Genomic DNA, 23,104 nt, shown 5'->3' with positions numbered 1-23,104 from the left:
CGATAGAGTTATCAACCTAATCCAATAAAAAGAAGCCGTCCGCCATCAGGCGGACGACCTCTCAACTAAACAGGACCACTAGAATCCGATGACAGCCTCAATGACTAAGCCATCAAACTCAGCACCCTGATACAATGTGCCATCCCATGCTGCTCCGTCGTATGCTTGTTTCACATACTCCACTTTGGTAAGGACGTTTTTGGTTAAGAACCAACCACCACCGATGTTCAATCGGTTAATTTTAGTAGTTGCTGCTCCATCAACTTGCTCACCACTCACGGCATTGTATCGTCCGCCTAGGTAGAAGTTCTCTTCTGCTCCGAATCTGTACAATGCTTCTGCTCCTAACTGTGTAAAACTTCCACCTGCATCGGCATTGTTACTCATTTTTTCAAAGACTCCAAAGAACTCTAAGCCCTGGAATTTCACGAATGGGTTGATCTGGAAGGCATTCAAGGTACCATATCTTGGGTTGAATCGACCACTAAAGTCACTACCTTCGATCACTGCGTAGTATCTACCTCCTGCACGGTCGCCACCGTAGATGTAGTCTCTTGTACTCTTATCGCTACTGTTGTAGAAAGATCCAGTCAATCTAAGTCTCAGGTCATCGTTGATCTGTTTGTCATAGCCTAGTTTACCAAAGATCACGAATCCGTCATCGCCAGGAGTTGGGCTTTGGTTCAATCGACCGTTAGTAGCACCCAGGACCGCTATGAGTCCATTGTTTTGGATGGTCAACTCTGCAAATGGTTCTGTGGTGAAGTTGTCCATGATATAGTTGCCAACGAATGGATTGTAGATGGCCATGGCGTTATCAGATCTTCTGAACTGCACATCACCATAGTTGATCTGGTCCATACCGAATCTTAAAGTAGCTACATTCATGAATCCACTAAGAAATCCAGGTTTGATGAAATCGAGTTTATCTATTTGCAGATAACCACCTTTTACATAAGCTTCTGTGTGGTGTCTACTAGACAGGTAAGTTCGCATGTGCAAGCGCAAACCATCGGCTAGCTGGACATCAAAGTTGAGGTTAGCAGTAGGCAGGTTAAAGTTGTTGGCCAACTCTGGCAAACTATCCCCGCTGTTGGTTTGGGAGATTCCCTGAAACTGAAGGGCAAAATCACCACCCACTCTTACTTTCAACCCATCAAATTCTACATCTGTGGTTTTTGGGGTTTCGAAGACATTTAGACCGTTTTGATTGTTGGGTCTAAAATATTGAATCGCTGGCTGTTGTGCGTAGAGCACAGTCGCTGCAACCATTGTCAACGCAGCCAAGAGGGTTAATTTTAAATTGAAAGATTTCATGATTGTTAGCTTTATAAAAAGTATTTAGTTGAGTAAAAAATTGAATTCTATTGTGACTTCATCACCTGTGGTGAGTGTACCAAACATGGCTGTAGGCGGCTCAATGCCAAATTCTGACATCTTCATTGATACTGAGCCAGTTACCTGCACAGAACCATCTACATCTTTAGTGGTGGCGGTGAAATCCATGGGTTTTTTCTTTCCGACCAGCGTCAGAGTACCTCTACCCTGTATCTTACCTTGAGTTCGCTGGAGCTTATCAGCAGTAAAGGTGATGGTTGGAAAATCTTTGGCCTGAAGCGCATCGTAAGTCTTATCGTCCATGATGGATTTTCCACTTTTGATGGACTTGGTAGTTACTACGACTTTGAGGTCGTTTACTTCGTTTTCGGACATGACCCCAGCTACTGAGTAGTCATTGATTATACTCTCCCAATCGTGGACCGTAGAGGTGCCTTTTACGACAAATTCGCTTTTTGTGGTGTTGGCCTCAAAGGTGCCTTGATTCGTGAATAGTCCGAACAGCAAGACTGTTGTGATAATTGTTTTCATAGCAATTCCGTTTAGTTGATGGTACAAATGTAGAGGGGTCGAATACCCTGTGTTATGACCTATTTAGTGTCACAGGTTGAGCTTTATCAATTTTTTTTCTGATCATTGCAGTGCTCTTTTCTGACAGAAATCAGATCTCCGCCAACAAACCCCCTTAAACTCATGCAATCACTCATTGAAGCAGCTCACCTCCCCAAAATCACCGACAACCAATTGATTTTAATTGATGCATCTGGTACGCCAGGGTCCAGAGAAACCTACCTCAGCCAACATCCTGTAGGCGCACTCTATGTAGACTTAAACCACGACCTGTCAGACATCAAGGACAATGCCGCAGAGGGAGGTAGACATCCGCTCCCTACCATCGGGAATTTTGCTGAGCTGCTAACACAACTGGGAATCACGCCAGAACATCATGTAGTCATCTATGACCATATGTATGGTGCCAATGCTGCAGCAAGAATGTGGTGGATGCTCAAAGCGATAGGACATGAAAGGGTGCAAGTAGTAAATGGAGGGTTTGAAGCCATTCAGAATGAAGGGATGGAAATGACTTCTGGTCCCGAGAAAGCAGCACCAGCTAAGGATGCTTATCCTGCCAGGGGATGGCAACTGCCGATAGTAGGGCTAGATGAACTCATCAACATTAGCCAACACAGTAGCCAAACCATCATCGATGTAAGAGAATCCAAAAGATATCATGGTGAATCCGAGCCGATTGATTTGATAGCCGGACATATCCCCAATGCAATCAATGTGCCCTTTCAGGATAATCTGTCCAAAAGCGGGAAATTCAAGTCCTCTGACGAACTCAAATCACTCTACTCGGCACAAAAGGATCAACTGGATAATGGAAGGGTGATCGTACACTGTGGATCCGGAGTAACTGCTTGTCACACCATTCTGGCCATGGATCATGCCGGACTCCCACTTCCGACACTCTACGTTGGTTCCTGGAGTGAGTGGTCGCGCAATGACTTGCCTATGATCACCCAACACTAAGATTCAGACCAGCAAAGCATTTGGAAATTCAGCGTTGAAGCATGCAATCAGACTACAACAACTACATCATCACCGTTCACAAAAGCCCCACACAATTGAAGCGGCTGATTGACAAGCTTGATGCACCTAATCAATTTTTTTACATACATGTGGATCTCAAAGCTGATCTGGATAGCTTCAAGAATGTGATTAGCCAGAAGAACGTGTACTTTATTCCGGATCGAGTGAATTGTATCTGGGGTGATTACTCCTTGACACAAGCCGCTTTAAAGCTTATCAAAAAAGTACTTAACTCGGAAACGAAAGGCCGTATGACATTACTAAGCGGCCAGGATTATCCCATTAAGCCTACAGTGTATATCAATGATTTTTTACAACAATACGCCGACTATGATTTCATCAGCTATACCCTGGATCCAGTGGATGAGCAATCGGAGCTTTACCTTTCCAGAGTAAAGAAGTACAAGTTCAACCTGTCAGAAAGAAAGAAAGATTACTTGCTTTTACCTCCATTGTTTGACCTAACAAAAAGGGACATCAAAAAAGTAATTGGAAATACATTCAATGGAAGATTCAACCCAATACACTTAAAGGAGATTTTCACACGTAACAGGAAGTCTCCTTTTGCCAATCACTATAAGGGATCCAACTGGTGGAGTTTTCAATTGAGCACCGCCCAAAAAATCTTTGACTATTACACCAAGCATCAGTCAATACTAGATACTTACTACAGACGGACACTCATCTCCGATGAACTGTTCTTTCATACCCTACTCAGACAAATAGAAAAGGAATCAGGATCTCCTTTCAACACCCTTCCCTATCTACACTTTGTAGACTGGAGCAAAAAAAATGTCCCCTTGCCGGTCACGTTTCGAAAGGAAGATCTGAACCTGCTATTAAATCAGCCAGAGGATAAGCTTTTCGCAAGAAAATTTGATATTGACGAAGACGAAGAAATACTTGATCTGCTGGATGATCACTTGTAAGCATTGAAAGCCTTGTCATACGCAACCAGCTGATTTCATCCAGCATGGGATCCTTTCGATCAAATGGAGGGTAATGGTGGTGTTGATCGTTTTAAGATCAAACATATAACAATGAAACTACTATACGCACCACTACTATCACTGATCAGCCTGTCTGTGTTTGCACAGCAATTCGACTTTTACGGACCAGAACCATTCGATCAGATCCTGGACAATGCCTATTCCACCTCATGGAATCCTACTGCCGTGGATGATTTTACCAATCTCTCCTATGTGATCGTCATGAATCAGGACAAATCCAATGCTCTGACTATAGCAGGTGACCTTGCTTCAACTTCTATGACTTCAATCGACTACAGCAACACCACTTATGGAGAAGTATTGCAATCTATCTTTCAGCTGGTAGATATCAATACCCACGAAGATAACAATAGCGTTCCCCTCAATGGCGACTATCAGATCAAGCCATTTTTACACAGTTACTTCGCATTGACTAGCAACTCAGGCAACGAGGTACTACCGGGAGATGCCGGTAGTATGTTTGTGGCTGATGCGGATCAGAGTGGCTATTTCCTGTTGAATTTTACGGGCTCTCCTGACAATGCCAAAATCAAAGCCATTAGTCATTGGGAATGGTCAGGGTCTGATTTCTCAGAGACTGACAACTGGACTGAGCGCTGGCTGGCCTTTGGGGACAATGGATCTCTAATTCTCACAGAGAACGAAGTATCTGCGGGCTCGTTTTTCCTAGCCGATGCACATGATTTGTTTGACCTTGAAATCGCAGATGGATCGGACTTCAATCCCAACTCTACGGAGCATCAACCCAATGCTACTGCAGCCATCCCTGATGATGTGACTGATATTGCTGAAAGTCGATTACTGACAGATCTCTCCCAAAAAATTGATGCTGACCTCCAAGACCAGCTTGGAACCTCGGCTGCCGCTGATGCAGCCACCAGCAGCGCTCTGGATGCCATCGAAACCACCCTGAGCGAAGCTGGTCTAAAGATGCGGTACCCTAAGGAGTTTTATGTGGAAGCAAGGAGTGCCATGCTGGAACAGGTGATCGCCAGTTCAGATATCTACGGAGCAAGGCTTGGTTATAACACCATACCTCATGTTTACTTTACGAATGCATCGGATGACAATGGTGACCCACATCCCTTTATGGTGATTACTTCACATGCAGTGTCTACCAGACCCAACCAACTAGTAGATGTGGATAGACCTCCGGGAGCTGAACAAGGAGTAGGTTATGGTGAAACCACCGTCACTCGAAATGGTAAACTCGGTGAGTTTTTGATGAAAATTCCGATCCGGGATTATGGGCTTATCGACGACTTGTTTGATAATAATCTGGATGCTTACAACGACCTGGCCTCTGACTATGATGATAAAGAAGGAACCTCTACCACCAAGACTGTCTACAATTACACTAGTCTGGTGTCTAATGGTGTAGCTTTAGATGGCGTGACCATTTACCCGGCGCAAAACAATAATCTGAGATTTGCTGTGGAAGACGCTGAGGTAACTCACTCAGGGATACATGTGGGTGGTGGACTGGAACTACACTATCATGCAGATGGACATGCCTATAGCAGCAATGGTATCAACCTCTACAACCTGGAGGACTATGAAGGACATAATCATCCACCGGTAATAGGGTTTGCTTATGATGGCATTGCCTTGTTTGGCCGGTATGAACCCAACTTTCCCATGACGGGAGATGACGTGGCACTAGATGAATACGGAGGGCATGATCATGACGATGGCTTTGGGTACCACTACCATGCTCATGACGAACAGCATACCGCATCTCAGACGAGCACTTCCTTCACAGAACATTTCCTTCTCGTGGGTGCGTGGAAAGGTCAAATCAATGACATCCCGGGATTTCTAGAACTGAAGACTAATCAGTTCGAAGATCCTGATATATCCAGATATGCCGGTGCCAGCTATGAAGAAGGTGGTGGGGGCGGTGGCCCAATGATGGTTTTAGGCGTAAACCAAGATGATGTCAACGTGTACCCCAACCCATCTCAGGATTTTATTGTAATCGATGCAAAAGAGGCCATCAAGCTAAGCTTATTCAATATGAATGGGGAGATGATCTATAGCAATCGCGAGAGCAAGAAAAAGATCCGGATCGATCTGAGCAACCTTGCTGCCGGTACTTATCTATTGCACATCATTGGAGAAAACAATCAAACATCAAGAAAACTGATCATACACTAATAATTTAGGTCGGGTCATTGTCATTGAATGTGGGTAATTAGTATCTTATTCATAAAATTCAGAGAATGACCCGACCTAAACTTGAACTAGAAAAAGATGGCTTTGATTGGGTAATCGAAATCATCACCTTTTTATTGTTTGCTGGACTGATCATCACTCCTTTCTATTACTATTCAGCACTACCCGATACGATTCCCAGTCATTACAATGCGGCAGGTGAAGCTGATGGGTTTAGTGGAAAAAACGTGATCTGGACACTCCCTGCGATTGGGCTGGTGATGTTTATCGGCTTGACCATACTCAATCGATTTCCACATATCTTCAACTACCCAACAGAGGTCACCGAAGAAAATGCGGAGCGGCTTTACCGAGGTGGAACAAAACTCATTAGAGTGCTGAATATGGTCACGATTGGAGCTTTTTTCTATATAAGCCTGCAATCAATCATGGGAGCAATGGGAAGTAATATGGGACTTGGAGATTGGTTTTTACCCGTGTTTCTGGCTTCTACTTTCATCCCTATTGGAGTGTATATTTACCTGACGATCAAGGGTAATAAATAAAAAAACCCATGCGACTAATCGCATGGGCTCACATGAATGTACAATCACTCATGACCTATTGATGTGTTTTACTATTTGCTGCCGGTCATTCCACCGCCATCGTCTTTAGATTTTTTCTTTTCCTCTTTGTCATCAGCATACATTTTCGCTGATTTGGCTTCCTCCCATGGTTTTTTGTTCTTATAAGCAGGTCCCATGAGGTTCTCATCCTTTCCTCCAAGTGTTACCAATACCTTGTCTCCAGTCTTTCTTTGGATAGGTGTCACATTTTTCGCCTCAGGTCCTTTTAAGGTTTCTCCAGATTTAGTGAAAACCTGTGTAGCTGGAGTTGGGTTTTTCCATGGTTTTCTGTTTTTGTATTCAGGGCCTTTCAAATCAGACTTTTGAGCATTTGCTCCTAGTGTAATTAAAAGTCCTAGAGAGAATAATATTGCATATCGTTTCATGACGTTATTGGTTTTGTTACATACAAATTAACGTCACATACCGCCTAAAGTAATTCCTGAAAAAATGGTAAAATGCACTCCGTATTTTTACGGAGCTATTAGATGAGGTTTAATTTGACTGCCTTCTTAATCAACTCAGCGGTGTTTTGAACGCCCAACTTCTTCATCATGTTTACCCGGTGAGTCTCCACCGTCCTGGAGCTAACGAATAATTCATCGGCGATCTCTTTGGTAGTCTTTCCATCAGACACCAGCAGAAGCACCTGAAGTTCGCGTTCAGACAGCTGCTGAGGATCGTCACCTTCCAGTGACATATTCCCTACCATTAACTGAGAAATTTCGGCATTGAAGTACTTGCGACCGAAAGATGCTTCCTTCACTGCTTTGGTCAACTCTTCCTTATCCGCATTTTTTAATAAGTAACCAAAAGCCCCACTACGCGCTGCTTTAACCACATATTGACCATCAGCATGCATCGTAAGCACGATGAAACGAACGTTTGGATACTCTTTCTTGCAGTGCTTGATAGCAGAGATCCCATCACCACCAGGCATGGTCACATCTATCAAAATCACCTCAGGCATTTCCCTCTTAAATGAGTCCATCATCGATTTGACCGAGTCGGCCTCTCCAATGACTTCAATGTCTTCATTGTCTGCAAAAATAGATCGAATGCCTTCTCTAAAAAGCTGATGATCATCTACGACTAGTACTCTTATCTTACTCATCCAGGGGTATTTCTACTTCTATGATTGTTCCTTTGTTTCCAGATTCTATCTCAAAAATACCTCTTTCTACATTTACCCGCTCGCGCATATTTCGGATTCCATTGCCCATTCTGGCATTATTCAGATCAAACCCTTCACCATCATCCTTGATGAATAAACTGACACGGTCATTAAATTCAGTGAGAGAAATACTCAGTGTTTTAGCTTCGGCGTGTTTGATTACATTATTGATAGCCTCCTGAGCTACTCTATATAGCGTGATCTGCATGTGGTCTGGAATATAGGCATCCTCCATATGATCATATTGATACTTGACCTCCAGTCCTTTCCCAGATAGTTGAGACACCATGTTTCTGATCGCTTCTCCAGCTCCAAAATCCATCAGCACACTGGGCATCAGGTTGTTAGAGATTCTGCGCATCTCACCAATGGTGTTGTCCAGCATACTTAGCAGCTCCTTTCGGGTAGAGTCATCTAGTTTTACAGCTTCTATTTTGATTCTCAAAAGCGTCAGTAGCGGTCCCAGACCATCGTGCAGTTCCTTGGATAAACGTGAGCGCTCCTGTTCCTCTCCCGAGATCAATGATTTTTGGTTTTCTCTTTTGAGACGCTGTTCATTTTCCTGGTATTCCTTAAGCCTGTTTTTCATCTCGATGAGCGAAGCACCTAATTTATCTTCCTCACTCAGTGGCTGATAGGTTGCATCAAACTCACCATGCCCTATTTTTCCTGCAAACCGAATGGTCTCTTCCATAGCGTGCACCAGGCTGTTCAATGCTTCGTACATGTGTCCGAACTCATCCGCGCCGATGTTGGCTTTATTTACAGGTTCAAAAACTCCCTTGGCCATTTTGGACAGCTCCTGCTCTGTTTGTAGCACAGGCCTCACTAGTTGGCTAGCAAGTTCATAGCTCACCGCAAAAATGGCGACCAGAATAATAACCAACACGACGAATAGGTTTTGTCTCAAGCTATTAAGAGGAAAGAGGGCTTCCTGCTCATCTATCTCCGAAATGATGACCCATTCGATATTCGGGAAACTAAGCTGCTCATAAGCACTGAACACCTTCACACCCCGGTAATCCTCCAATAGGTTTTTGCCGGACTTTCCAGCCTGAGCCTCCCGCACGGCACGGGTATCTACCAATATGCTCAAGGGTTTGCGATTAGGGAAAAAACGAGAGCTGGTACGCATCAACATATCGGCCCCTACCAGATAAGATTCTCCAGTCTCTCCAAGCCCTGTTCGCTCTATCAAGATACTTTGGAGATTGGGTTTGACAATGGCCACATCGCAGCCTTGTGGCTCACTTATCTGCAGACTAATGGTCAGGTGTCCATCAGGATCGTATGTAGAGAGGTCATTGATTATCGCCTGGTCAGTGTCCTGAAATCTGATAGGATAGCCTTGTATGGTGGTATCCTTGGAAATGTGCCCATGAAACAGTACTTCACCGTATTCTTCGCGCAGTTTAAGGTCATTTCGCTCCAGAAAGCTCTCTCGAATTCCTTCCAATCGCTGACGTATTTGCGAGACCTTTAGCTGCTTAACCGAACTGAGCTGAAGAAAAACACGCTCTTTGAGTGCAGCTTGAAACTGGTAGTAATAAAGTGTGGTGATCGCAAAAACGATGGCCATGGCGAATAGGATCATCACCAGGGCCAGTTTATTGCGAATCTTGATGTCTATGAATTTCATCCCTTATAGGGCGAGCGATTAGGCTAGGTGTTTTTCAGCTGCTGCTCCCTTGAAGGATTCTCTTGGCTTCAGGTTCAGTGTCTGGAACATTTGCTTATCCTCATCTACCTCAGGATTTGGAGTAGTGAGCAGCTCATCCCCAGCAAAGATCGAATTGGCACCTGCCATGAAGCATAGTGCCTGCTCTTCCACTGACATTCTTACTCTGCCCGCAGATAAACGAACCATTGCTTTGGGCATGATGATTCTAGCTGTGGCGATCATACGCACCATATCCCATACAGACACTTTTGGCTGATCTTCAAGTGGAGTACCAGGAACTGGCACCAGCGCATTGACAGGGACAGACTCAGGATGCTCACGCATAGTAGCCAGGGTATGAAGCATATCTATTCGGTCATCATTGGTTTCACCAAGACCTATTATGCCGCCGGAACATACCGAAATATCCGCACTCCTAACATTCTCGATGGTATCCAACCGGTCATCGTAAGTTCGAGTGGTGATAATGTCTTCATAGTGTTCTTCGGAAGTATCCAGGTTATGATTGTAGGCATACAAGCCAGCATCCTTTAAGCGCTTAGCCTGATCTTCGGTGAGCATGCCCAGAGTACAGCACACTTCCATTCCCAGAGCATTCACACCTTTGACCATGTCAATGACTTTATCAAAATCTTTATTGTCTCGAACCTCTCTCCAGGCTGCTCCCATGCAAAAACGGGTACTTCCATTTTCCTTAGCATTTTTAGCCTTGTCCATGACAAAGTCTACATCTAGCAGCTTGTGCACCTTCACATCTGTATGATATCTGGCTGCCTGCGGACAATAAGCACAATCCTCGGGACATCCTCCAGTTTTGATCGAAAGCAAGGTACACACCTGAACCTCTGAAGGGTCATTGTGCTGCCTGTGAACGGTAGCTGCTTCGTAAATCAATTCCAAAACAGGTCGATCAAATATCTGTTTGATTTCTTCTTTGGTCCAGTTGTTTCTTATTTCCATGCTATAATTCAGGTCAAAATTGTAACTAAGTGCTAAACTAATAAAGAAACGCTTGCAGCTTCCAAAAAATGAAGGTCAATTATCCCAGATGAACCAAGATTAAACAGAAGCTAAAGCCGCGTACAGTTTGTCCTGCTCTATTGGTTTGAGTAAAAAACCATTGAATAGTTTGGAGAAGGACTCTTGCCCTGCCATCACATCTGCGGTGAGGGCGAAGATTGGAGTGTTTTGATTGGGGTTAGAAGTAGTGCGAATACGCTGAGCTGCCTCAAAGCCATCCATTTGGGGCATGTGAATATCCATGAGAATGCAATCGTAACTCTCTTCTCCAGCCATGCGAACCACCTCTTCTCCATTGGTGGCGTGGATGCTCTTGAGTCCCCATTTCCCGAGCAGTTTCATAGAGACCATGGCGTTAATCATGTTGTCCTCAGCTAATAACACAGACTTATTATTCAACGCCTGTCTAACCAATTCAATTTCTTTGTCCTTTTGAGAAGTAGGTGTCAGCTCCAGCTCGAAATAAAAGCGTGATCCTTCTCCAACTTTGCTCTCCACATGAATATCACTTTGATGCAGCTCAATGATCTTTTTAACGATGGCTAAGCCTAGTCCTGATCCACCATGCTTTTTAGTTTTGTGAAACTGTGGTTGAGAAAAACTCTCAAAGAGTTGATCCATGAAATCTACTGGTACGCCGCTGCCCGTATCAGTTACACTAAACTGAAGCTTGTCTCTCACCCCCTTATTATCCATCAGTTCTACTTCTATAGTGACACTGCCATTATCTGTAAATTTGATCGCATTGGAAACCAGATTGCCCAGAACCTGAGTGAGGCGAGTTTCATCTAGCAAATAGTGGCTGCTTAGCTGATTGTCCATACGAAGTAACAGGTCCACACCCTTCTCTTTTGCCAGGCTGAGATAGGTATTGCGTATGTTTTCCAGTAGCACTCTTATTTTTATAGATGATAGATCCAGCTTGAGCTTACCAGCATCCAGCTTGTTGAAATCAAGAATATCATTAATGATTCTGAGTAGATTATTGGATGAAAACTGCAGTGACTCCAGCAGATTGACTTGATCTTCACGCGCAGTTTCCTGTAAGAATGAGGTAATCGTGGTGACAGCATTAAGTGGAGTGCGAATTTCATGACTCATGGTAGACAAAAAGTCCTGTTTCACCTTGGAGGCTTGTTCGGCTTTGTTTTTCTTTTCAATAATCTCAGCCTTCTCACGCTGCATTTCAGCCTCCTTCTGCATGCGCTCCATTGTGGCTATGGACTCATAGCTATTGATCACTTTTTGGGTTTGATTATCAATTAGCGTTTCCTTTTCCTTCATGTATGCCTCTATGAACTGTAAAGCGGTTTGGTAATCGTCACGCTCCTTGTATATTTCATAAAGCAGGTAATTGCTCCTGGATTTGATACCAATCAGGTTATTGAAATTAGCGAAATTCAATGCCCCTCTAAGCGCCTCCACGGCCTCCTCCACCTCTCCTAGCTCATAGTACAACACCCCGAGTTTGTAATAACACTTTCCCAGGCCGAGCAATTCACCATTCTCCCGATGCAGCCTGATAGCTTCCAGATATGCCTCTTTGGCCTTGAGATAATTTTTTTGCCGGACGTATACCTTGCCTTTGCCATACAGCGCATAGGCCATACCCTTCATGTCGTTGACCCGGTGCTTCATCCGCATGGACCGCTCGATCAATGCTTCAGCCTTGTCTAATTGACCTTTGTTGAGGTAAATGCCCGACAAAGGGTTGTAAGCGTCTGTTTCCAATACCACATCACCCACTTTCTTTGCTGCATCGATCGACTTTTCATAAGCAACAATCGCATTGCGATCATCTTTGAAAAACTCGTATACTGTCCCCAGAGCCATTTGCACCTTGGCTTGATGGTGGTAATCAGCTAATCGGCGATAGATTTCCAGGCAATCGAGAAGATAAATAAGCCCAAGGTGATAATTTTCTGATTGTAGGTAGATTCTGGCCACATGAAATTTGCTATCAGCCAATCCCTGATCATCACCAAGTACCTGATAGGTACCAATCACCTCTCTACCAACGGTCGTTGCTTTACCAACCTCACCATTCTGCATAAACTTTTGGGATAACTTATACTTACTGATGGCCAGAAGTCCGGAATCATCCGTTTTGATGCTCATTAACACCGCCTTTTTCGCAAACCTTATTCCATCCTCCGGGTCGTCGTGATCCAAATCAGCATTAGCAAGCAAATTGAGCACCTTTTTGGCTTGTTGGAGGTCGGTGGAATACATCAGGTGGTTGAAAAAAATTAAAAATTGGATAGGAAAAATAATAAAATTAATGGTCAAAGCATCACAATTTTATAATTGCTACAGAAAAGAAAACGTTGACTATGGCAGTGACAAAAAACTACAACAACTTCCTACCATGAAAAGAAGAGTACTATATCTGGTATTCGCGGTAATCACAATCGTCCTTGGATTGCTATCTCGGAAACTCTCATTCTTATTACCTGAAATAATCAATCTGACCTTAGGTGATGCTCTTTATGCCGTGATGATCTACTGGGGAGTGCGATTTTTGTTGCCGCATATGAGCATGAAGCATACGTTATTTCTAGCCATCAGCATCTGCTATGCAATAGAGCTAAGTCAGCTATATCAGGTCAGTTGGCTAAATGAATGGCGATCTACAAGGATCGGTAGTCTGATGCTTGGTCGTGGTTTTTTGTGGTCCGATCTTGTGGCTTACACCTTTGGGTGCGGAATGGGATACCTTCTGGACTCAAGATGGCAAGGAGAATAAACCCAAATTATGCATTAAAGCATAATTTGCCCTCCGGGTCTGATGAAGCAAGCTTATCAGACTGTGACTGAAGCGTCATCAGCTGACGAAAGCTTTGGCTTTGTCAGGACGGTCCGCCGCTGCGGTTACCCTGACGGGATAAATAAAACCACCATCAACCCTCTTCAGAAATCAGGTGGTTTTTGCTCCGAAGAGCGCCTTAGTTATTTAGATTTCTAGACCAAGTTCAAAAAGTAAAAACTGCTCAGCAACCCTACAAACAGCACCAATGCCGTTACAGCCAATATCTTGTAGAATTTATCCGTGTTATCAGTTTTTGCATTTGCCTCTGTAGTTTCCTGATATTCCATGATGTTAATATTAGTTAGTGATATTATTGAAACGGGTTATTGGCTGTAAACCCTACGGTGATCCGAAAATAGGCTGCAGTCCAGCCCTATCACCTCCTAATCTGAAATCTTGGTGTGAAAATGGTGACGATTATATTACGCCAATTCAACCGGCCTCCTGTTATAGATTATGATTTTCGTGTGTCTCTTATTTTCTTGATTCCATAAGCTCCACCTGCTGCCAGCAGTAAGCTCAAACCACCATCTATCGGAGTAGCTGGTGGAGCTCCTGCTCCCTGGGCAAGTGCTGGTAAAACAAGTAAAATAGCTGGTAAGATCAATAGGGTTTTGAATAGTCTGTTTGTCATGGTTTTAATGTTTTTGTATTCCCAGTAAAGACTCAAAGCGTTTAGTCATCCTGAAATTGATTCAGGATCTTTATGATTGTTTTCTGAATCAAAGTCACAGATGCTGAAATGAATTCAGCATGACTGATGTAAGGCTTTGAGTCTTATCATATTTATTTCAATATCACTTTGCCTCTCCAGACTTTGTTGTCGCCAATTAACTGTAAGATGTAAACGGACTTTGGAAGGTTGCCTAATTGGATATCTACCTCATTGCTGTCTCTACCCAAAGTGCCTTGGATCAGCGACCTTCCCATCAGGTCGATCAGTTGGTATTGGCTTCCCGCTTTGATGGGCTGTTCACTTAGCAAGTGCAAGTATCCATCTGACGCATAGGTGTGAATCTCATTTAGATCTTCCAGACCAGTTACCATCTGCGGAGCTATAAGCATGAATCGATCATTGAATACACCAGCTTCAGAACTAAAGATGTAACTCCCGTGGCTCAAGTCTACTTCCTGATCCACTAACTTATCATAAAGGATCATCGATCCGCTTCCCTCTTCCTGTAATCTGATCATGAGCTTTCCTGCTTCTCTGACACTATAACCCAACTTCACTCCTTCCTTATAAGTAGTGGGTAATCCTTGTATTCCTAGCTTCTTCTCACTATCCACTTGCAGCGTGTAGAACTGAAGTGAGCCACCATTCATATTCAGTGCATCATAGGACTTATCGGTTCCGAGAGTTGCGTCAGACGCATACCCTAGCACTGTAGCCTTACTTATTTCACCATCCGTCAGTATCAACTTATAAGAAGTGATAGCAGCCAGTCGGTAATAACCACCATCGGAGTTGTTACCTATTTGACGCATGTTATTGGTGAATGAAATGCAAGTCTCAGAATTGGCCTGTACCAAGAACCCCTGTCCACTGCGGATGTAGCCGTCCCATTTGGTTAGTCCATCGCCGCGACTGTCAGTGTTACCCATCGCATTCACAATCAGGTAGTCTGCATTGGTACCTCTACCAGTATCCGAACCATAATCATCCCACAGGTAAATCGACCCAGTGATATTTGCAGCGCTGTTTTCAGACATGAAGTTGGTATAGCTAATCGATGATGGGTATGGATTGGATACCAGATGAAAGCCTTGATAATCTGTCTCGGCTACATCTCCCTGTTCCGTGTAAGAAAGACCAACTCCGATAGTTCCGTTATTTGGTTTTCCTGTGAAGATGACCTTACCATTTACATCACCTGTGAATGCACTAAAGTAACCCTGTCCCGGAACCATTGTGGCGTGCCCCAGCTGCGAAGGCGTTTTGAATCGATCAGCTCCTTCGTTCCCACCTGCATTGTAGGTTTGTGTCTCATCATAACCGTAAACGTGGCTTGAAGTCAAAACATCGAAAGGCGCAGACTGAACCGGCGAACCAACTATGCTGTATCGGCCAGTCTTGTTATCAAAAGTGGTGTTTCGCTCGAACCGGTAGTCTGTGCCATAGACGTTCCCCTTGGTGATTAATGAACCTCCTGATCGAACGATGACGGCACCTTCATTGTATAGCGCATCGTTGATGGTGACTGTAGTAGCTGAATCAATCTCCAAACGAGCCCCTTCATTAACCTTAAGGGTATATATATCCAACACCCCATCCGTGATTGTAGTGTATTCACCATTGATTACTGCTTCGTCTCCAGTCCCTGGTGCGCTTCCCCCTAGCCAGTGATTTCCATTCCACACATAGGGAACACCCAAATGAATTCCGATTTGATTTCTGGTGGCATCTACCTCAATGGTATTCCCACCAGTAAAAGCACTATTTTCAAATTGCAAAACCAACTCATCAACGCTATCTATTGCTCGACTCGATGTGGCCGAACCTGTCAATGACAGCTTACCAATTTTGGCAGATGGAGCAACTTCAAGGACAGGATGTAATCCATCGGGAAGATTGATAATGGTATAATCTACGCCATGAGACAATTGTCCACCTGCCTGATTGAACGTATCACCTACTATTTCCAACATCAGACTACCCTCCACACTTCCGTCATCGGCAGAGATCTCCTCAAAATCAGACAGCCCGGCAGTAAAAGAATATAGCTTATTGTTATTGGATCCCACAAGAAAAAGCTCTTGATCCGAGTTGCCTAGTGCAATTCCTGTTGGCTTGATCAGCTCACTGGATACGTCCCAAGTAGGTTGATCCCCCACGGGCAAAGTGATATCGAAAGACTCCGACACATCTAACTGTGTGATTTGATGCGATGATGAACCAACTAAAAACAACCGCTTTCCATCTTTAGTGAAAGTGAAATCACTGAGGCTGTTTTCGATAGCAGCAAAAGTGACGACTCCCAAATAAGAAACCGAGGATACATCAAATGCAGTACTCAATGCATATCGGTAGATTCGGTCACTTCCAGAGACTAAGAGGTGGTCACCGGTCGGGTTGATGAATAGATCAGTCGGTTCTGTTAACTGATTGCCCACATAAAATGAGGAACCGTTATAACTGGCTGTAGAAATATCAAATGGTATGGATAAGTCATACTGAAAAATGGAATCTGTAGTTGATTCGATGATATACAATCGACTACCATCAGCCGTCATATGGAACCCGTCTAAAGCATCGCTCTGTACGGATAAGTCTAGAAAGCCGGTCTGATTGAACGAATTGAGCTCATAAGCCCTTGATAAGTTGTAATGGTAAACGCCCTGAGTAAGGCCTTTTCCGATCGTGTAAACATGCAACCCATCAGGCGAAAATTCCAGACTGGTAGCACTCATCTCTGGAATAATCACTGAGTCAATTGACGCTACTTCAGCTAAGGATATGTCTGGAAGCATGCTATAAATGATGTAGGGACTTCTGGTATTATCCTGACTAAAGGTAACATCACCGAACACATGACCTTCTAAATCATAGAACGTATTATCATCGACTTCCACAGCACCTTTCGGTTCATCCATATTGAGCACGAGCATCAACTCGGCTGAAAGACCATTAGCTCTTTGATTGCTTGCATTTTGAATTTCTTGTGGAGACCTGAAGTAGTTCCAAATACGAAACTCGTCGATTTGCCCATCAAAATCAGTCCAGAAGGCACCTTGACCTTTCCCAATCAGTACTGGATTGTCAGTGATATCGATTTGGCTGGCGTCCTCCAATCGTATCAACTGACCATCCACATAAAGCCTGATGGATTGGTTTACTTCAAAATGATAAGCCATGGCAATATGATGCCATTGACCATCTACCAGATTAAGCCCAGAATTCACATTAATCTGAGCACCACTAGCATTCTTCATCTGTGCTGCAAACTCAGTGGTATTGTGGTAAAAACTCCAACCACTATTTCCAGTGTCATTGAGTTTATTCGCAATCATGTAATAGCCGTTATTCTTTCCAGCAGGGCTTTCGTCAATTCTCATCCAGAACTCAATGGTACCAACAGGAGATCTCAAATGAGGCCCATCCTTAATTTCTATGTAGTCGTCATCACCATCAAAGTCAATGAAATTTCCCAGGCCTTGATTAGGAACGAGCTGTTCCTCACCCACTAGATATTGCTTATTATCATAACCAATTGCGTATACTGCGTAGTTATATTGGTCACCGTTGACTACATCGTGATCTACATAGATATTCACGCTATCTCTTCTAAAGTCAGCTAAATGTGCAAGTTCTTCCTTCACTCCTCCATTTATACTTCTGAAAACCTTCAAAGCACTGATATAGTCGTAGTTCCTCAACCCCCATACTAGCCGAACTTCATTGTTGAGTGCGTGTCCATATACTTCTGGTCCTAAAAGCGCAATATTACTTGAGACCGAGGTGATGTTTCCATTTACGTGACCATTCAGGTTATTGGGGCTCCCGTCATTGATGGTGTAAGATAAATCGCCTTCATCGAGGTTGAGGAGAAGGTTTAATCCTTGATCCCCTCCTCCGGATCTTTTGAGTATGAGGTCATTGATCTGCTCAGCGGTCTTTTGGTAGTTCCACAAACGAAACTCATCTACACCTCCGGAGAGAGAGGTCCAGTAGTCATCCAGACTGCTACCAATTCTCAACGGCATCCATGCAATGTCCATATCCGGCAATTGTTGCCAGGCCACTGCCTCACCATCCACGTAGAGGACAGAGGATTGACTTCCCGTGGCATCATAAGCATAAGCCAAATGATGCCAGATACCATCCACCAGGTTGATACCCGTCTGCATTCTGTACGTCTCTGTTTGGGTACGCATGACGAGCATCAACTCACTGGTGTTGTGGATGAAATTCCACCCCCTCTTGGACTCTTGATCGTGACAAGAAGCTATAGAATAGAACTGGTTGGGGCCTGTTGGGTATTCGTCCAGCTTTAGCCAAAATTCAATCGTTCCCTGTTTGGGACGAAGGAGTGGATGTTGTGGTATTTCGATTGTACCTGTACCATCAAAAACAGCGGCATGATCAAAGGAACTATTGGGAATGGTCGTTTCAAGTTTGGTATACTGGCGTCCAAGTGAATCTGTGAACACCAACTGGTAAGTATAGGAGAAACCTGATGTGATTTGATCATCCATAAAGGAAGTATCCAAAGCAGTGTTCGGAGCATTTACCTGATTTAGTACCTCAACCCATTCACCTTCAGACCATTTATAAAGTTCTTGCTGTGTGATGGAGGTATCATGGCGATAGCTCCAAAACAGGTCCACAGAGTGGGTGTCAGAATTAGCATAAAAACGCACATTTTGGAGTTGACTAAAGAGGCTATCATATTCAAATGCACCAACATCCGGCTGACTTCCTCTTATCCGATCATTGTCAACCAAATCATACGGGTATTTCTCGACAGTTTCTCCGTCTTGATCGATATCCAGGTAATCCTGGATCACCAGATTGGCGTTACCATTATCTATGGCAATGGAGCCAGGTTCTGGATAATGATCAAGGTTTAGCTGCGGATTACCAATTTGATTACCGCTCACATTTTCCACCCCCCATCCAGCATCTAATGCCTCGAAAATGCAGTTTCTACTTCGGAACGCACGCGAGAAGCTGACCACTTGATCGTCACTATCGCCATTGGTTTCCCTATTGCCATGAACAATGGTATTGGATAGTTCATGTACCACTCCACTTATGGGTTCTGAATCGAAATAGATTCCGGAACCCTGACTGGAAGTACCAGCACCACATAGGTTATTGACTACCGAGCAATTGACCAAATTGGCATGAATGATTCCGGTGAATTCATTGACTCCTGTGAATCCATTATCCGCAAAAGCGTAGACGCCTGCGCCCTGCTCTTCTACATGCCCTACTTCCGAAAATGCTTCATTATCTGCGATCAGGCAATTCATAAAATCTAACCGAAGTACGCCATCACCTCCTGCATAGGCCCAAACACCTCCTCCATCGTTTTTAGCTTTGTTGTTCGAAATGTCACAGTTAAAAAACTGCACCCGATTATTATTAGTGGTGATTACAAAAATGCCTACACCACCACCCGTTCCCGGATAAGGATCAATTGAACTAGAAGGAGATTGGAAGCTCCTGTTGTTATGTATTTTGGCATTTTCGATAGTAACGTCAAGCTGACCCCAACCGCCGGTAGTTTGTGTACTGCCTAAACCTGCACCGAATTGCTCCGATATATTGCCAGTAACTTCCAGGTTTTTCATCGCCAAAGTGAAGACACTAGTCCTACTAAGCAGATAAATACCACCACCGCGTGATTCATTATCTGCACCCTCCGCAGCTCCACCGGTTATTACTAGTCCATCGAGACGCTGTGATGCTGAGTCTAAAATGCTTAATACGTGATAGGCGTTTTTCCCAGTGGGTATTCCTACGACTTCTCCATTGTATCGGTCATTTTGATCCAGGTCACCATTGAGGATGGTTGGGTTTCGCTTCCAATCCCGCTCAGACAAAGAATTTTCTACTCCAGAGAAGCCCCCATAAAGATCCACACCGTATTTGAGTAGAAAGGTGGATTCCCGATCATCATCTGTTTGGTTGGTACCCTCATCCGGGAAGTAAGTTCCTTGAGCCACCCATACCTGATCTCCCTGCTCTGCGGCTTGAAGTGCATCTTGTAGTTGGTTATAGGCCGTTTGCCAGGACTGACCATCCCCTCCAGCTGTAGCATGCTGACTGACAAACAGGGTGTCTTGTGCTTGAATAGCAATGAAAGATGACCACCCAAAAAGAAAAAAAGTAAAAACAAATTTCATAGAACTCAGACTTTTACATCCAAGCTATTGAGTGAGGTTGTCTCATTCCATTTTTTGGGATGAACGGATCATCTATGTGTATGAAGAAACAATTGGTGAGGATTTGCAATTTGGTGGTCCTTTATCCAGAATACTTCAAGTCTCTCAATCGAAACTGAAAAGTGGCACCACCTTCGAACTGGTAAGTCATTTCACCTTTTAGCTGCTTGGTCAGGATATTAATCAGTCGCAAGCCAAGACTTTTAGTAGTGGTGTCCAGTGCATGCTCAGGTAAGCCGATACCATCATCTTTAACTTGCAAGTCCAGCAAATCACCGGAAAGTCGTTTCAACGATATATGAAGTTTACCCTCTTTTTTTTCTTTAAATGCGTATTTGAAAGCATTAGAGATCAATTCGTTCAACATCAATCCAATTGGTATAGCGGTATCTATGTCCAAATTCAGTTGATCCATATCAATCTGCTTGTTCAAGGCGAGCTCTTTAGGCTTGTATAAATGCTCCAGGTGTGTCAGGAGATCTAACGTATAACTTGCAAAATCAATGGAGGCAACATTGTCCGTCTGGTACAGCTTTTCGTGTATTAAGGACATTGCCTTTACTCTACTTTGTCCTTCTTTGATCGCATCAAGCATTTCCTGATCCTCTAAACCTCTGGATTGCATATTGAGCAGACTAGAGATCACTTGTAGGTTATTCTTCACCCGATGGTGAATCTCCTTTAGCAGTGATTCAATCTGTTGGTTCTTGCGGGTTTTGATCCGTTCGCTGCGGTAGATCAGAGCCACGATGATCAGTAACAATACGGTGCCAAGGATCAACATGTTTCTGAAAGTAGCCTCTCGCCCGAGCTCAGCCTGGACACGAGCTATCTGTTCTTGTTGCAAGCCAAGTTGCTGTTCCTGCTGCTCACTTTCAAACTCTACTCTCAGCCTTTGGATTTCCTGACTCTTGCGTTCATTAAATAAGCTGTCATTGACTATTTCTTTCTGAGCGAAGTATTGCAATGCGGTTTCAAAATCATCCTTCTCTTTGTTCAGTTTGATCAAAGCATCGTAGATCGTGAGCTGTCTCTGCAGATCATTGATTGAATCGGCTATGTGAAGTGCCTGCAATAAATAGTTTTCAGATCTCTGAAGATCGCCCTGATTCAAATAGAGCTGCCCCAGTGAAGTCATCGTAGAAGCAATATCCCTTACTCTGGCGAGCTCTTTCCTAATTTTCAATGCCGCGGTGTAGTAGGTTTTGGCCCTGGTCAAATCTCCAAGCATCAGATAATCCTCTCCCAGGTTATTCAGTGCAATGCCCTGACCGTATTTATTCCCCACAGATTTGTGCAGTTCTAAAGCCTTTAAATCATACTCCACCACCTTTTCCATTTCCCCAAGATCAAAGTAGACGGAAGCTATGTTGCCAATAGTTCCTGCCATGTTGGATATGTCATTTGTTAATTGACTGCCATGGGCTTCTCTAATCTCGAGTGATTTTTCAAACTGTTCTATTGCCGACTGGTATTCTTTCATTCGCCAATAGGTCAATCCCAAATTATTTCTCGCAGTTGCTTCTTCAGGTCTTGAGCCATATTGAGTGGCTAACTTGATAGCCAAAGTGTGATCCTGAATCGCTTTGGCATAACTAGTCTGATAATGATAGATGATTCCGCGCTTGCTAATCGCATCAATGTATTGATTGGGATATTTAGCGATTGATGAAGAAGTATATTTTATGATTCTATTACAGTAGCTGGTGGCAGAATCCAATTCATCTCGCTTCTGTAGGTTACTCACCTTCACCAGCAGCGTCTCAATAATCAGTAAGGAGTCGCCAATACTTTCTGCTGATTTTAGGGCTTGAGTATTGTAATTAGCAGCCGCTTCAGGGTCAGAATAATTGAGCAAGACAGTCAATCGATTGATTGTCCTAATCCGGTCTTCATCCTTAAGGTCTTTCTTTAAAAGATCTGTCAGACTATCCATTTCCACCGTTTGACCAGTCAACAAAGCACAAAGTACGAAAAAAACAAACCAGGTGACGGTGAAGTATTTCATTGAGGATGATATCTAATGCATTTTACGAATTTGTGAGAGCAACTCATCACGAAAGTTTTTACCTAGGGGAATGGGTTCCCCATTGATGTAAATATTCTGATTGTTGATGGCTTCTACATGCCGAAGATTGATTACATAAGATCGATGAGTTCTGAAAAACTGATCTTGAGGCAGCTGTTGATGAAGTTCTTTCAGAGGCATTCGAACCACACTCTTTTTTGTAGAAGTATGAATGGTTGTGTAGTTGCCATCAGGAGATAACCACTTGATATCAGCAATCTTAATTTTGACGTATAGGTGGCCTTCCTTCACAAAGAGTGCGTCCTTAATGATTAAATTCTCGGACAAATCATCATTTCTATTTGATTTCACCGTCCGATTGGCCGAAAAGTTGGATAGTGCAAGTTCTATTGCTGAAAATAGATCATTCTGTTCGAAAGGTTTCACCAAATACCCATGTGGATGCAGCTGTGTGGCTCTACTCACTGTGGTTCTGTCTGCATGTGAAGTACAAAATATAAAGGGCAACTTGAAATGCGTAGCTACATCATGTGCAAGATCCAGACCTAACTGATCAACACCTAGGGTGATGTCCAACAGTGCTATGTCTGGGCTGGTAGCTTCAATTAATCGCTTTGCTTCCTGCACATCTCCAGTAACACCCACCACGTCATACCCAAGCTCCTCCAGCATATCCCTCATGTCTTCGGCAATGATTAACTCATCTTCTACTATCAGGATTCGAACTTTCATGCATAGCTTGTTTGGTTGAATAAAGCTAGTAAATGTGGATTAAAGTT

The 23,104-nt window shown here is 43.7% G+C and carries 17 protein-coding genes; 5 read left to right on the top strand and 12 right to left on the bottom strand.

The features are described 5' to 3' along the window. Positions 1-78 precede the first annotated feature (78 nt). Entirely contained in the window at positions 79-1,317 is a 1,239-nt protein-coding gene (locus ACO067_RS20980) for a hypothetical protein (protein WP_421877867.1), read from the bottom strand. 24 nt (positions 1,318-1,341) lie between these two features. Continuing rightward, on the bottom strand, positions 1,342-1,869 hold the full coding sequence (locus tag ACO067_RS20975; RefSeq protein WP_421877865.1) for a YceI family protein: 528 nt from the start codon (positions 1,867-1,869) through the stop codon (positions 1,342-1,344). 162 nt (positions 1,870-2,031) lie between these two features. Here ACO067_RS20975 and ACO067_RS20970 point away from each other — a divergent pair, with 162 nt between their 5' ends. The 4 genes from ACO067_RS20970 to ACO067_RS20955 all read left to right on the top strand — a co-directional run bounded on the left by ACO067_RS20970 (position 2,032) and on the right by ACO067_RS20955 (position 6,661). Beyond that, positions 2,032-2,871: a sulfurtransferase gene (locus ACO067_RS20970; protein ID WP_421877863.1), complete on the top strand. Its 840-nt coding sequence runs from the start codon at positions 2,032-2,034 to the stop codon at positions 2,869-2,871. A gap of 41 nt (positions 2,872-2,912) precedes the next feature. Beyond that, positions 2,913-3,860, top strand: a complete 948-nt coding sequence (locus tag ACO067_RS20965; protein WP_421877861.1) for a beta-1,6-N-acetylglucosaminyltransferase — start codon at positions 2,913-2,915, stop codon at positions 3,858-3,860. Positions 3,861-3,971: 111 nt separating this feature from the next. Then, positions 3,972-6,098: a T9SS type A sorting domain-containing protein gene (locus tag ACO067_RS20960; protein ID WP_421877859.1), complete on the top strand. Its 2,127-nt coding sequence runs from the start codon at positions 3,972-3,974 to the stop codon at positions 6,096-6,098. A 65-nt stretch (positions 6,099-6,163) separates the two neighbouring features. After that, positions 6,164-6,661 (top strand): DUF1648 domain-containing protein, encoded by a 498-nt coding sequence (locus tag ACO067_RS20955; protein WP_421877857.1) that lies wholly within the window; start codon positions 6,164-6,166, stop codon positions 6,659-6,661. A gap of 71 nt (positions 6,662-6,732) precedes the next feature. Here the strand turns inward: ACO067_RS20955 and ACO067_RS20950 are convergent, their stop codons facing one another. The 5 genes from ACO067_RS20950 to ACO067_RS20930 all read right to left on the bottom strand — a co-directional run bounded on the left by ACO067_RS20950 (position 6,733) and on the right by ACO067_RS20930 (position 12,828). Beyond that, positions 6,733-7,107, bottom strand: coding sequence for a hypothetical protein (locus ACO067_RS20950; RefSeq protein WP_421877855.1), 375 nt, complete (start codon positions 7,105-7,107; stop codon positions 6,733-6,735). A gap of 98 nt (positions 7,108-7,205) precedes the next feature. Next, entirely contained in the window at positions 7,206-7,835 is a 630-nt protein-coding gene (locus ACO067_RS20945) for a response regulator (RefSeq protein ID WP_421877853.1), read from the bottom strand. Next, the gene (locus tag ACO067_RS20940) at positions 7,828-9,534 is read right to left on the bottom strand and encodes a histidine kinase (RefSeq protein WP_421877851.1); all 1,707 of its coding nucleotides are present in this window, start codon (positions 9,532-9,534) and stop codon (positions 7,828-7,830) included. The genes ACO067_RS20945 and ACO067_RS20940 overlap by 8 nt, the downstream gene beginning before the upstream one ends. Positions 9,535-9,552: 18 nt before the next feature. Continuing rightward, the gene (bioB, locus tag ACO067_RS20935; protein ID WP_421877849.1) at positions 9,553-10,536 is read right to left on the bottom strand and encodes a biotin synthase BioB; all 984 of its coding nucleotides are present in this window, start codon (positions 10,534-10,536) and stop codon (positions 9,553-9,555) included. A 99-nt stretch (positions 10,537-10,635) separates the two neighbouring features. Then, complete coding sequence (locus tag ACO067_RS20930; RefSeq protein WP_421877847.1) at positions 10,636-12,828, bottom strand: ATP-binding protein; 2,193 nt, start codon at positions 12,826-12,828, stop codon at positions 10,636-10,638. A 136-nt stretch (positions 12,829-12,964) separates the two neighbouring features. On the opposite strand from ACO067_RS20930, the gene ACO067_RS20925 reads away from it, so the two are divergent. Continuing rightward, complete coding sequence (locus ACO067_RS20925; RefSeq protein WP_421877845.1) at positions 12,965-13,342, top strand: DUF2809 domain-containing protein; 378 nt, start codon at positions 12,965-12,967, stop codon at positions 13,340-13,342. Between the two features lie 215 nt (positions 13,343-13,557). Here ACO067_RS20925 and ACO067_RS20920 read toward each other — a convergent pair whose 3' ends face one another. The 5 genes from ACO067_RS20920 to ACO067_RS20900 form a co-directional block, all read right to left on the bottom strand. Continuing rightward, positions 13,558-13,692 (bottom strand): hypothetical protein, encoded by a 135-nt coding sequence (locus ACO067_RS20920; RefSeq protein WP_421877843.1) that lies wholly within the window; start codon positions 13,690-13,692, stop codon positions 13,558-13,560. Positions 13,693-13,859: 167 nt separating this feature from the next. Further along, positions 13,860-14,039, bottom strand: coding sequence for a PID-CTERM protein-sorting domain-containing protein (locus ACO067_RS20915; RefSeq protein WP_421877841.1), 180 nt, complete (start codon positions 14,037-14,039; stop codon positions 13,860-13,862). Between the two features lie 152 nt (positions 14,040-14,191). Next, positions 14,192-20,257, bottom strand: coding sequence for a LamG-like jellyroll fold domain-containing protein (locus ACO067_RS20910; protein ID WP_421877839.1), 6,066 nt, complete (start codon positions 20,255-20,257; stop codon positions 14,192-14,194). A gap of 121 nt (positions 20,258-20,378) precedes the next feature. Next, positions 20,379-22,304, bottom strand: a complete 1,926-nt coding sequence (locus ACO067_RS20905; RefSeq protein ID WP_421877837.1) for a tetratricopeptide repeat-containing sensor histidine kinase — start codon at positions 22,302-22,304, stop codon at positions 20,379-20,381. Between the two features lie 12 nt (positions 22,305-22,316). Next, positions 22,317-23,057 carry a LytR/AlgR family response regulator transcription factor gene (locus ACO067_RS20900; protein WP_421877835.1) on the bottom strand — a complete coding sequence of 247 codons (741 nt, stop codon included), beginning with the start codon at positions 23,055-23,057 and terminating at the stop codon, positions 22,317-22,319. Between the last annotated feature and the right edge of the window lie 47 nt (positions 23,058-23,104).

Source organism: Marinoscillum sp., assembly GCF_965229915.1.
In the GTDB taxonomy this organism is placed as follows: Bacteria; Bacteroidota; Bacteroidia; order Cytophagales; family Cyclobacteriaceae; genus Marinoscillum.
The sequence above is the reverse complement of the archived record's forward strand: the minus strand, read 5'-3'. Positions and strand labels throughout refer to the sequence as shown.